This window comes from Pasteurella dagmatis, assembly GCF_900186835.1.
GTDB classification, from domain to species: Bacteria; Pseudomonadota; Gammaproteobacteria; order Enterobacterales; family Pasteurellaceae; genus Pasteurella; species Pasteurella dagmatis.
In genome coordinates, this window is record NZ_LT906448.1 from 1,606,918 (window position 1) to 1,618,655 (window position 11,738).

At 38.9% G+C, this 11,738-nt stretch carries 11 protein-coding genes; 5 read left to right on the forward strand and 6 right to left on the reverse strand.

Features of this window, described 5'->3' with window-relative positions; all coding sequences use genetic code 11:
* Nucleotides 1–10 precede the first annotated feature (10 nt).
* Nucleotides 11–745, reverse strand: a complete 735-nt coding sequence (gene rsmE, locus CKV78_RS07255; protein ID WP_005763406.1) for a 16S rRNA (uracil(1498)-N(3))-methyltransferase — start codon at nucleotides 743–745, stop codon at nucleotides 11–13.
* A 215-nt stretch (nucleotides 746–960) separates the two neighbouring features.
* Between rsmE and CKV78_RS07260 the strand changes: the two genes are divergently transcribed.
* The 5 genes from CKV78_RS07260 (at nucleotide 961) to CKV78_RS07280 (ending at nucleotide 6,620) form a co-directional block, all read left to right on the forward strand.
* Nucleotides 961–1,836 carry a pirin family protein gene (locus CKV78_RS07260; RefSeq protein ID WP_005763408.1) on the forward strand — a complete coding sequence of 292 codons (876 nt, stop codon included), beginning with the start codon at nucleotides 961–963 and terminating at the stop codon, nucleotides 1,834–1,836.
* Nucleotides 1,837–1,980: 144 nt separating this feature from the next.
* Nucleotides 1,981–2,694 (forward strand): DNA repair protein RecO, encoded by a 714-nt coding sequence (recO, locus tag CKV78_RS07265; RefSeq protein WP_005763410.1) that lies wholly within the window; start codon nucleotides 1,981–1,983, stop codon nucleotides 2,692–2,694.
* A gap of 3 nt (nucleotides 2,695–2,697) precedes the next feature.
* Nucleotides 2,698–4,008 (forward strand): 23S rRNA (uracil(1939)-C(5))-methyltransferase RlmD, encoded by a 1,311-nt coding sequence (gene rlmD / locus CKV78_RS07270; protein ID WP_005763412.1) that lies wholly within the window; start codon nucleotides 2,698–2,700, stop codon nucleotides 4,006–4,008.
* 8 nt (nucleotides 4,009–4,016) lie between these two features.
* Entirely contained in the window at nucleotides 4,017–6,239 is a 2,223-nt protein-coding gene (gene relA, locus CKV78_RS07275) for a GTP diphosphokinase (RefSeq protein ID WP_005763414.1), read from the forward strand.
* A 24-nt stretch (nucleotides 6,240–6,263) separates the two neighbouring features.
* A complete protein-coding gene (locus CKV78_RS07280) occupies nucleotides 6,264–6,620 on the forward strand; it encodes a diacylglycerol kinase (protein WP_005763416.1) in 357 nt (118 codons plus the stop codon).
* A gap of 152 nt (nucleotides 6,621–6,772) precedes the next feature.
* Here CKV78_RS07280 and glmS read toward each other — a convergent pair whose 3' ends face one another.
* The 5 genes from glmS to nudC form a co-directional block, all read right to left on the reverse strand.
* On the reverse strand, nucleotides 6,773–8,605 hold the full coding sequence (gene glmS, locus CKV78_RS07285; RefSeq protein ID WP_032855377.1) for a glutamine--fructose-6-phosphate transaminase (isomerizing): 1,833 nt from the start codon (nucleotides 8,603–8,605) through the stop codon (nucleotides 6,773–6,775).
* Between the two features lie 212 nt (nucleotides 8,606–8,817).
* Nucleotides 8,818–9,090, reverse strand: a complete 273-nt coding sequence (locus tag CKV78_RS07290) for an HU family DNA-binding protein (protein WP_005763419.1) — start codon at nucleotides 9,088–9,090, stop codon at nucleotides 8,818–8,820.
* A 150-nt stretch (nucleotides 9,091–9,240) separates the two neighbouring features.
* The gene (locus CKV78_RS07295; RefSeq protein ID WP_005763421.1) at nucleotides 9,241–9,831 is read right to left on the reverse strand and encodes a YjaG family protein; all 591 of its coding nucleotides are present in this window, start codon (nucleotides 9,829–9,831) and stop codon (nucleotides 9,241–9,243) included.
* Between the two features lie 13 nt (nucleotides 9,832–9,844).
* Entirely contained in the window at nucleotides 9,845–10,909 is a 1,065-nt protein-coding gene (gene hemE / locus CKV78_RS07300) for a uroporphyrinogen decarboxylase (RefSeq protein WP_005763423.1), read from the reverse strand.
* The gene (gene nudC, locus CKV78_RS07305; RefSeq protein ID WP_005763425.1) at nucleotides 10,906–11,700 is read right to left on the reverse strand and encodes an NAD(+) diphosphatase; all 795 of its coding nucleotides are present in this window, start codon (nucleotides 11,698–11,700) and stop codon (nucleotides 10,906–10,908) included. Before nudC ends, hemE begins: the two co-directional genes overlap by 4 nt.
* Nucleotides 11,701–11,738 lie beyond the last annotated feature (38 nt).

Below are 11,738 nucleotides of genomic sequence, written 5' to 3' on the forward strand. Positions count from 1 at the left end.
CTTATTTGCGTTAACCTAGATCCCCAAAACAAATTTGTAATGCGCTAATCGCCGCTAGTGAGGCTGTTTCAGTGCGTAGCACTCGTTTGCCAAGCAACACTTCGGTAAAGCCTTGTTGCTCTGTTTGAGAAATCTCTTGTGGTGATAAGCCCCCTTCCGAGCCTATCAGTAAACGTACCCCTTCCTCTGGAATTGCTGGTAAGGTACGAATAGAATATTGGGCTTTTGGATGCAAATTCAACTTCAATGCCCCATCTTTTTCTGCACACCAATCTTGTAATCTCATCAGAGGACGAATTTCAGGGATCACATTGCGTCCACATTGTTCACAAGCGGCAATTGCTATTTTTTGCCATTGTTGGATCTTTTTCTCCATTCGATCCGCATCCAACTTGACCCCACAGCGTTCCGACCATAATGGAGTAATTACACTCACTCCAAGCTCAACGGATTTTTGTATCGTAAATTCCATTCGCTCACCGCGTGATATCACTTGACCCAAATGAATTTTTAGATGGCTCTCGCGGTCGTCTAATTGCTGGCTGAGGATTTCTACCGTAACGGCTTTTTTACTCACTTGCGTAATGGTTGCTGCGTAAGTATGGTTGCTACCATCAAATAATTCTAATTGTTCACCAACCTGCATACGTAACACACGTCCAACGTGGTTGGCCGCGTCTTCACTTAATTCACAAAATGTTATTCCTTGTAAGGAAGTAGGATGATAAATTCGAGGTATTCTCATAGTTCTGCTTGATTGTTTCCTTAATTTTTTATTATATCAGAAAAGCATATTTTCAGAGAGAAATTCATTTTTTCCCCAAAACATTATTAATAAATAATTAACAATATTTCAATATCAGACACATTTATCAAAAATAGTGAAAATATATAATATATCCCAAATTATACAAACATTGTTACGAAAATAAATAAATTAACCAACTAAGAGAGGACACTATGAAAAAAGTCGCAAAAGTTCACTATGCACCAGCAAAACACTGGGTTGGCAATGGTTTCCATGTCCAATCTATGTTTAGCTATCAAGACAAAGACAAAAATTTAGATCCATTTTTATTAATGGATTATAACCCTCCACGCCATTTTGACGGTGGACGTAAACATGATTTTAGAGGTGTTGGTGAGCATCCACATCGTGGCTTTGAAACAGTTACTATAGCTTATCAAGGTGAAGTACAACACGCAGACTCCACAGGAGGTGGTGGTATAATTGGTACTGGCGATGTGCAATGGATGACAGCTGGTGCAGGGATTATGCACGAAGAATTTCATTCTGAAAAATTCTCTAAAGAAGGAGGCATGTTTGAAATGGTGCAATTGTGGGTGAATTTACCTGCCAAAGACAAAATGACACCACCAAAATATCAAGCCATTACATCGGCAGATATTCCCGTAGTAGAATTGGAAAATAATGCAGGCTCTGCTCGCATTATCGCAGGTGTTTTCAATAGCACCAAGGGAGCAGCTAGCACATTCAGTCCAATTAATATGTGGGACGTCAAAATGAATGCGGGCAAAGAGCATACATTTGCAGTACCTGAAAGCCATAATCTCATCATTTTGGTATTGGATGGAACGTTACAAATCAATGGTAGTGAGATCGCTCGTCGTGGTGAATTAGTCACCTTCGAAACAGGTGGTGAGAATGTGCATATTGAGACAAATAATGAAGTGAAATTACTTATTTTAACAGGTGAACCAATTAACGAACCCATTGTTGGTTACGGTCCGTTTGTAATGAATACACAAGATGAAATTTTGCAAGCAATGCATGATGTGCAAAGCGGAAAATTCGGAAAAATTGCAGCTCACTAAACTCAAAAAGTGCGGTTAATTTGACCGCACTTTTCCTTTCTATTTTCCTATCTTGCCCTATTAAAAAATAAATTATAAAGAGTAAAAAGTATGCTCAAAAATCTGTTAAAATATAATTGATTTAATACATAAAAATAAAGGCATATGATCGAAAATTGGCAACGTGGTTTTGTGCTACATCGCAAAGCATACAGTGAAACGAGCTTATTAGTGGATTTATTTACTGAAGAGTCAGGTCGTTTGACAGTGATTGCCAAAGGAGCACGTGCCAAACGTTCCAGCTTAAAAAGTGTTTTACAGCCATTTACTCCATTATTACTCCGTTGGACAGGTAAGGGAGAACTCAAAACGCTCACTAAAGCAGAGCCTGCAGCCATTGCACTACCTTTACAACATACCGCATTGTACAGTGGCTTTTATGTCAATGAATTACTTAGCAGAGTACTAGAACCAGAAACTGCATATCCGCAACTTTTCCAAAATTATTTACGCTGTTTAACTGGGCTTGCTAGCAACACACAACAAGTCGAGCCTTATTTACGCCATTTTGAGTTCGAGCTGTTACACACGCTCGGTTATGGCGTCGATTTTTGTCATTGTGCAGGTTCGGGGAAAATTGTTGATGAAAATATGACTTATCGTTATCGAGAAGAAAAAGGCTTTATCGCCTCATTAATTAAAGATAACCTCACCTTTTATGGAAGGGATTTACTCGCTTTTGAAGCACGTGAATTTCACGATCCCGCTACTTTACAAGCGGCAAAGCGCTTTACAAGAATGGCATTGAAACCCTATTTAGGGAATAAACCATTGAAAAGTCGAGAATTATTTACACAATATGTTTTATATCAGAAATAACTTATGGTTTTACATTACGCACCACCAAAAAAAACACAAAAGGCACCGCACTTTCGCACTGAAATTCTTGATTTAGACTATCAAGGCTTAGGTGTGGCAAAAATTCAAGGCAAAACGTGGTTTATTGAAAATGCCTTGCCTAGTGAAACCGTTGAAGTACAACCTATTGAAGAAAAGCGCCAATACAGTCGTGGGGTAGCTCATAAGATTTTAAAACAAAGCACTGAACGTCAAGTACCACCATGCAAGTATTACCAACAATGCGGTGGCTGCCAAACCCAGCATATATCTATTCACTTACAACGTGCTACCAAACAAAAAGCTCTTTTACAACGTTTGTCTAAACTACAACCTGATGTGCAATTAATGCCAATGCTTACAGGCGAAGCTTGGCATTATCGTCGACGGGTGCGTTTAAGTATGCTGTTTAACTTAAAAACAAAGAAACTGGATATAGGCTTTCGCCAAAAAAAATCCCAACAGATCGTTAATATTCAACATTGTAATATTTTAGAACCTAAATTAAGCCAAATTTTACCTAAATTGACCGCACTTTTTACACAGTGGTCAACGCCCAAGCAACTCGGGCATATTGAATTAGTCAAAGTGGATAATGGCATTGCAATGTTGCTCCGCCATATCGGAAATTTAACAGACAATGACCGCACTTTATTGCTAGAGTTTGCCCTGCAAGAAAAGCTAATGCTGTTTTTACAGCAACAAGATGAGATTATTCAGTTAAGTGGTGAAGCCCCATTTTATCAAATTGGGGATCTAAAATTACAATTTGATATTCGTGATTTTATTCAGGTGAACGCTGATTTAAACCTGAAAATGATCGCAACAGCATTAGACTGGTTGGAACTGAACTCTACGGATAATGTGCTAGATTTATTCTGCGGAATGGGGAATTTTACTCTACCATTAAGTCGCAAAGTGAAAAGTGTGATTGGCATTGAAGGTGTACAAGAAATGGTACAAAAAGCACAGAAGAACGCGGAACAAAATCAATGTGCTAATGTCCAATTTTACCAAACGAACCTTGATCAACGCTTTTCCGATCAAGCGTGGGCAAAGCTACCTTTTGACAAAATTTTATTGGATCCACCACGCACAGGTGCTGCTTTTGCATTAAACGCCTTGTGTGAATTAGGTGCTCAAAAAATATTATATGTGTCTTGTAATCCTGCTACTTTGATTCGAGATACAGAAATCTTAGCCGACTTCGGCTATCGCTTAAGCAAAGTAGCAATGATCGATATGTTTCCACATACGGGGCATTTAGAATCTATAAGTTTATTTGAGAAAGTATAGGATAAATTATGGTTGCAGTACGAAGTTCTCATTTGGTCAATCCCAACGAATTTGTGATTGAAAAATGGTGCGAAAATTTAGACCTACCTTCAGCAGTAAAAAGTACATTAATTGAAGCTTGGTATTATTCGCATCAAACGATCCTCGAACAACAACCAGTTCCCGCTACTTGTTCCACCTCATCGGGCGTTGAAATGGTGGAAATTCTGCACAGTTTAAATATGGATGCAGACACCTTACTTACTGCAATGCTTTATCCTATTATTAATCATAAGCTCGTTGCACTTGACCAAATTGCAGAAAAATTTGGAACCAATATCAGCAAACTTGCCAAAGGCGTTATGGAAATGGATAACATTCGCCAACTTAACGCTAGCCAATCTGCCAATAGCTCTCAAGTAGACAACATTCGACGAATGCTACTTGCAATGGTCGATGATTTCCGTTGTGTGATCATCAAACTTGCAGAACGAATTACCTTTCTACGTGATGCGGAAAATCATTGTTCAGAAGAAGATAAAGTATTAGCAGCTAAAGAATGCGCAAATATTTATGCACCGCTCGCTAACCGTTTAGGGATCGGGCAACTCAAATGGGAGCTTGAAGATTATTGTTTCCGTTATTTACACCCGACTCAATATCGTAGCATCGCAAAACTGTTGCAAGAACGTCGTTTAGACCGTGAGCAATATATCGCTGATTTTGTGGCAGAATTAAATGGCTATCTCAATGAGAATTTAGAGAAAGCCGAAGTGTATGGTCGCCCAAAACATATTTACAGTATCTGGCGAAAAATGCAGAAAAAACATCTTGAATTCAGTGATTTATACGATGTTCGAGCAGTCCGAATTATCGTACAAAAACTGCAAGATTGTTATTCTGCATTGGGGATTGTGCACACCCACTTTAAACATATCCCAAAAGAATTTGATGACTATGTAGCGAACCCCAAACCCAATGGTTACCAATCTATCCACACTGTTGTATTAGGCAAAGGTGGTAAACCAATTGAGGTTCAAATCCGTACTCAACAAATGCATGATGATGCAGAATTAGGCGTAGCAGCTCACTGGAAATACAAAGAAGGTGAGATAAGCGGGCGTTCAGGCTACGAAGAAAAAATCACTTGGCTACGTAAATTGTTAGCGTGGCAAGATGATATTACAGATTCTGGCGAAGTGATGGCGGAAATGCGTAGCCAAGTTTTCGATGATCGTGTTTACGTATTTACGCCAAAAGGGGAAGTGATAGATTTACCTACTGGCTCAACCCCATTGGATTTTGCTTATGCAATCCACAGCGAAATTGGTCACCGCTGTATTGGTGCAAAAGTTGGTGGACGAATTGTACCATTTACCTATCAGCTACAAATGGGCGATCAGGTGGATATTATCACTCAGAAAAATCCAAACCCAAGCCGAGACTGGTTAAACCCAAATTTAGGCTTTACACACACGGCTAAAGCGAGAGCTAAAATCCATGCTTGGTTTAGGAAACAAGATCGCGATAAGAATATTCCTGCGGGTAAGGAAATGCTCGAAAACGAGATTACTCGTTTGAATATTACATTAAAACAGGTGGAGCAACACGGTTTACCACGCTATAACCTTAAAAATCTGGATGATTTATATTCAGGTTTGGGCGGTGGTGATATTCGCCTCAATCACCTAATCAACTATTTACAAAACAAGCTCATCAAGGTGAGTGCGCAAGAAGCTGACGAAGAAATTTTACGCCATGTAGCCAGTAAAAGTGCAGTCAATTCACAGCATAAAGCGGATAAAAAAGGATTTGTAATTGTAGAAGGTGTTGGCAATTTAATGCACCATATTGCACGTTGCTGTCAGCCGATTCCAGGTGACGACATTGTTGGTTATATTACAATGGGCAGAGGGATTTCAATTCACCGTAGTGACTGCGAACAATTTCTTGAGCTACAAAATGCACATCCAGAACGAGTCGTTGACTCCGTATGGGGAGAAAATTATTCTAGTGGTTTCAGACTGAATATTCGTATTATTGCGAGTGACCGAAATGGTTTATTACGTGATATTACGACAATATTAGCCAATGATAAAATCAGCGTATCTGGTGTTTCCAGCCGTATCGATCAGAAAAAGCAGCTTGCTACTATTGATATGGAAATTGAGCTGAATAATGTTCAAATTTTAAGTAAAATTTTAGCACGTCTTTCTAAACTAGAAGATGTGATTGAAGCAAAACGTCTATAACATCGCTAATAATTAGGATTATTTATGTATAAAACAACGGGTTTAACGCATTTAATTAAAGCAACAGGCTACTCATTGAAAGGACTCAAATTTGCGATACGCCACGAAACCGCTTTTCGTCACGAATTACTTTGTTGTATTTTCCTTGTACCACTGGCTTTTTGGTTAGGTGATAATGGTGCTGAAATTGCGTTACTGCTTGGATCATTATTGCTTGTACTTGCATTAGAATTAATTAATAGCGCTATTGAGTCCGTTGTCGATCGTGTTGGATTAGAACACCACGAATTATCTGGACGTGCAAAAGATCTTGGCTCAGCTGCTGTCTTTGTCGCAATGGTAGCGGTTGCCGTTGTTTGGGGATGTATTATTTTTTATTAAGCTATCCAAATAGAAATAGGGATAACTAACTATCCCTATTTTTTATGTCTATTGTACAACTACTCCAAAATAAAAAACCTTTTCTAGTAGTAAGAGTAGTGCGAAGACTTTCTAAAACCGTCAGAAAATACACCGCACTTTCCGTTCAAAAGTTATTCCACAGTAACCGCTTTCGCTAAATTACGTGGCTGATCTACATCAGTACCTTTAATTAAAGCAACGTGATAAGACAAGAGTTGCATTGGAACCGTATAGAAAATTGGCGCAACCAATGGATTTACTGTTGGCATCGTAATGATCTTCATACCATCACTTTCTACAAAGCCTGCTTCTTTATCTGCAAAGACATATAATTGACCACCACGCGCACGCACTTCTTCAATATTCGACTTCACTTTTTCAAGCAAATCATTGGTTGGAGCAACAACTATCACAGGCATATCCGCATCGATCAAGGCTAAAGGGCCATGTTTCAACTCACCTGCCGCATAAGCTTCTGCGTGAATATAAGAAATTTCTTTTAACTTCAATGAAGCTTCCATTGCGATTGGATAATATTCTCCACGACCTAAAAATAGTGCGTGATGTTTCTCCGCAAAGTCTTCTGCTAAACTTTCAATGCTTGAGTCAAATGCCAGAGCTTTTTCGATATCCGCAGGTAATGAATGTAAGGCTTTAATAATTTCAGACTCTTTTTCTGCTGAAATAGTACCTTTTAATTTACCTAATGCAGTAACTAACATTAACAAGGTCACTAATTGCGTCGTAAATGCTTTGGTGGATGCCACACCAATTTCGACACCTGCACGAGTCATAAAAGCAAGATCAGATTCACGCACAAGCGATGAACCTGCAACGTTACAAATAGTCATTGCACCCATATAGCCTTTTTCTTTAGCTAAACGCAACGCTGCGAGCGTATCTGCTGTTTCACCTGATTGTGAAAGTGTGATAAGTAAACTATTTGGACGCGTCACAAATTTACGGTAGCGGAATTCTGATGCAATTTCAACATCACAGCTTACTCCTGCCAGATCTTCAAACCAATAGCGTGCTACCATACCTGCATTATATGATGTGCCACAAGCCACAATTTGAATATGATCCACTTGCGAAAGTAATTCTTTTGCACCGTTACCAATACTTTCTACCACCACAGAATTGTGCAGAATTCGCCCTTCCATCGTGTTGATAAGTGCGGTAGGTTGTTCAAAAATTTCTTTTTGCATAAAGTGGCGGAATTTACCTTTTTCTGCGGAATCATTCGCTAATTGTGAGTCAAGCACTTCACGCTCAACTTTTTTCCCACTCATATCATAAATATCAACAGAGCGGCGTGTAATTTCAGCGATATCCCCTTCTTCAAGAAACATAAAACGACGAGTGACACTTAAGAGTGCTAACTGATCTGAGGCGAGGAAGTTTTCACCGATACCTAAACCGATGACAAGCGGGCTACCTGATCGTGCTGCAACAAGGTGTTGAGGAGTTTCACGATCCATCACCACCATACCATAAGCCCCTTTGAGCTGTTTTACGACTTTTTGTACGGCTTCTAATAAGTTGCTAGCCGTACGCATTTCCCATTCCACTAAATGGGCAATCACTTCAGTATCAGTTTGAGACAAGAAGACATAGCCTTTAGCTTGTAACTCTGAACGAAGTTCTTCATAATTTTCAATAATACCATTGTGAACAACAGCAAAATTGCCCGATGTATGAGGATGTGCATTATCTTCAGAAGGCTGACCGTGTGTTGCCCATCGGGTGTGTGCAATACCGGTTCCCCCAATTAATGGGTTCTCCATAACTGCATCATCTAACGCTTTTACTTTCCCTAAACAACGAATTCGTTGTAATTCCTGTTTATCATTAACAACAGCTACACCTGCTGAGTCATAACCACGGTACTCTAAACGGTGTAACCCATTAATCAAAATTTCAGCAACATCACGCTGTGCAACAGCACCAACAATACCACACATAAACGTTCCTTTTTCTAAAAGTAATGGAAAATTGACCGCACTTTCGTCTCTTGAGTAAAGCTCAAAGAAAATAAAAGGCATCAGAAAGAATAATTGCAAAACATTATAGAGGTGACAGAAAGAATGTAAATAGAAAAATCATTTGGAGTATAAAGAGAAAATAAAAAGCCCCGCCTAAATACGGAGCTTTAGATATTTTTGATCTATGAAAATTATTTTACTGCGTCTTTTAATGCTTTACCGGCAACGAACGCTGGAACTTTAGATGCTGCAATTTTGATCTCTGCACCAGTTTGTGGATTACGACCAGTACGTGCTTTACGCTCATTCACTTTGAATGTACCGAAACCGATTAGTTGCACAGGTTGACCCGCTTTTAAACTACCTGAAATCGCTTCTAAAGTTGCTTCTAAAGCAGCTTTAGCTTGTTTTTTATTTAATTCAGCTGCACTAGCGATTGCATCGATTAAATCCGTTTTATTCATAAATTAATACCTTCTACTTTATTCAAATATGTATGGAAAAATACTACGTTTTCCGATAAATGCCATTACTGTAATAACAGTATTACCAAGCTTAATCTAACTTTACGATAAAAAAAAGAAAGATTTTTTAAAATTGCTATAAATATCACATTATTGCACAAATTCTATACCGATATTTGAAACTTTAGCCTCTCTAAGCTCATTTTTTAGGCTTAAAATTACTTCGACATCACGTTCTTCACAATCCTTAAGAGTACGGTAAATTAGCCACTGCACATCTAATTCCTGCTGAATTTCCTCACTTTCTTTCAGTTCTTTTTCGGATAATTCGTGTTCTGATTGTGTCTCTAAAAAAGTCGCCACTGTTTGTAGTGATAATTGGCTCATTTTGACAGCTTGTTCTAAACTGGAGCCTGCAATAATCGTATGTAAAAGCTCTGATAATGCTTCACACGCATCCACTGCTGGTAAAACACCATAAAATTGATAGTCATTCACATCTGGAATAATATCTTCTAATTTTTCCAACTGCCCTTCAAAATTAATTTTTGCACCCTTAATTGTCAAATGCTCCCATACTAAATTCAAAATATTTTGATAGGTTCTGGCTGATTGTTCTTGTTCTGTTACCTGACAAAATAATTGAAAATTCGGGAGCATGCGCTCACATAAGCACGTCATAAACGTCAGGTGCTGCCAAGTTTCAAAGTTTTCTAATCGTTTCTGAATTGGGTTTCGCATAATTTACTGCTCTTTATTTATGATATTGTTTGGAATATTGATGAATTGCATCAACAAAAATTTTAGGGCTACTTGCTAACACATCTTGATGGATACCGTGCCCTAAATTAAATACGTGTCCGCTACCTTGACCAAAATCCGCCAAAATTGACCGCACTTCTTGTTCAATTCGATCTGGTGATGCATATAATACTGAAGGATCCATATTGCCTTGTAAAGCTACTTTATGCCCCACTCGTGCTTTCGCCTCCCCAAGATTGACCGTCCAGTCAATTCCTAATGCATCACAGCCTGTTTCTGCCATTGCTTCTAACCATAAGCCACCACCTTTAGTAAATAATGTGACAGGCACTTTTCTTCCCTCATTTTCACGAATAAGTGCATCAACAATTTTGTGCATATACTGTAATGAAAAATCTACAAACTCACGATGTCCAAGCACCCCACCCCAAGTATCAAAAATCATCACTGACTGCGCACCGGCTTTAATTTGTGCATTGAGATATAAGGTCACAGAGTCCGCTAACTTATCTAATAATTGATGCAGTAATTGTGGATCTGCATACAGCATTCTTTTAATTTTTGTGAAGGCTTTGCTACTGCAACCTTCCACCATATAAGTCGCCAATGTCCAAGGACTACCAGAAAATCCAATTAAAGGCACATCACCTTTTAATTCAAGGCGAATCGTACGCACCGCATTCATCACATACTGTAATTCACTTTCAGGATCTGGAATTGGCAAATTTTGTACCGCACTTTTGCTATCAATTGGATGAGCAAATTTAGGCCCCTCACCTACACCGAAACTTAAACCTAATCCCATCGCATCTGGAATCGTTAAAATATCGGAAAATAAAATTGCAGCATCTAAATCGTAACGACGTAAAGGCTGTAAAGTCACTTCACAAGCTAGTTCAGCATTGCGGCACAATGACATAAAATCCCCTGCTACTGTACGTGTTGCACGGTATTCTGGCAAATAGCGACCTGCTTGACGCATCATCCAAACTGGAGTCATATCAACGGGCTCACGCAATAACGCTCTTAAATAACGATCATTTTTTAATGCTGTCATTTTACTTTCCTTTCTTCATCAGCACACAATTGTAATGTATGCTTTATTAGTTTCAGTGCTATCGTCCCTTTTGGTGGAAGCTCCGGCAACATAGCACTGTAATGAAACCATTTCGCATCACAAATTTCATCTTCTTGTAAGTTAATTTCACCACTTTCATAATCCGCTAAAAATCCGACCATTGCAGAATTTGGGAATGCCCAAGGCTGGCTACCAAAATAACGCAAGTTCTGAACCTTAATGCCTGTTTCTTCAAATACTTCACGATGAACCGCCTGTTCAAACGTTTCTCCAACCTCAACAAAACCAGCCAATGTGGTATAAATCCCACCTTTATGGCGTTGATGATTAGCGAGTAAGATCTGATTCTCTTTGCGTACAGCAACAATGATACAAGGACAAATAACAGGATAAGTACGATACGAACATTTAGTATTTGCACATTCAATCGCACATTCATCTGCAGCAATATGTGTTGGATGCCCACATTTGCCACAAAAGCGGTGAGTTTTAAAAAAATGATTTAGTTCAACACCACGATTAAGTAAATTGAAATGGGTTTCAGGCAAAAATAACAAACTGCGTAAAGAGACATATTCGCGAGTATCATCCGCAATTTCCTCAACTAACCATAGCGGCAAACCATCAATCTGCCCTATCTTCATCGCTTTCAACCCCAACAGCTGAAAATCAGATGCTTTGCCTTGAGGCAATTCACCGTCAATCAAATATAACGTAGAGTCTTGAGTGAGTAACCAATAACCATAGTCATCAGATTGAATCGCATTCATAGAAGCTCACAAAATTTCACAAAAAATGACCGCACTTT

Bases quoted from the DNA above. Each gene is read 5' to 3' on its own strand.
- rsmE (WP_005763406.1), bottom strand. From the start codon at position 745: ATGAGAATACCTCGAATTTATCATCCTACTTCCTTACAAGGAATAACA.
- CKV78_RS07260 (WP_005763408.1), top strand. From the start codon at position 961: ATGAAAAAAGTCGCAAAAGTTCACTATGCACCAGCAAAACACTGGGTT.
- recO (WP_005763410.1), top strand. From the start codon at position 1,981: ATGATCGAAAATTGGCAACGTGGTTTTGTGCTACATCGCAAAGCATAC.
- rlmD (WP_005763412.1), top strand. From the start codon at position 2,698: ATGGTTTTACATTACGCACCACCAAAAAAAACACAAAAGGCACCGCAC.
- relA (WP_005763414.1), top strand. From the start codon at position 4,017: ATGGTTGCAGTACGAAGTTCTCATTTGGTCAATCCCAACGAATTTGTG.
- CKV78_RS07280 (WP_005763416.1), top strand. From the start codon at position 6,264: ATGTATAAAACAACGGGTTTAACGCATTTAATTAAAGCAACAGGCTAC.
- glmS (WP_032855377.1), bottom strand. From the start codon at position 8,605: ATGTGTGGTATTGTTGGTGCTGTTGCACAGCGTGATGTTGCTGAAATT.
- CKV78_RS07290 (WP_005763419.1), bottom strand. From the start codon at position 9,090: ATGAATAAAACGGATTTAATCGATGCAATCGCTAGTGCAGCTGAATTA.
- CKV78_RS07295 (WP_005763421.1), bottom strand. From the start codon at position 9,831: ATGCGAAACCCAATTCAGAAACGATTAGAAAACTTTGAAACTTGGCAG.
- hemE (WP_005763423.1), bottom strand. From the start codon at position 10,909: ATGACAGCATTAAAAAATGATCGTTATTTAAGAGCGTTATTGCGTGAG.
- nudC (WP_005763425.1), bottom strand. From the start codon at position 11,700: ATGAATGCGATTCAATCTGATGACTATGGTTATTGGTTACTCACTCAA.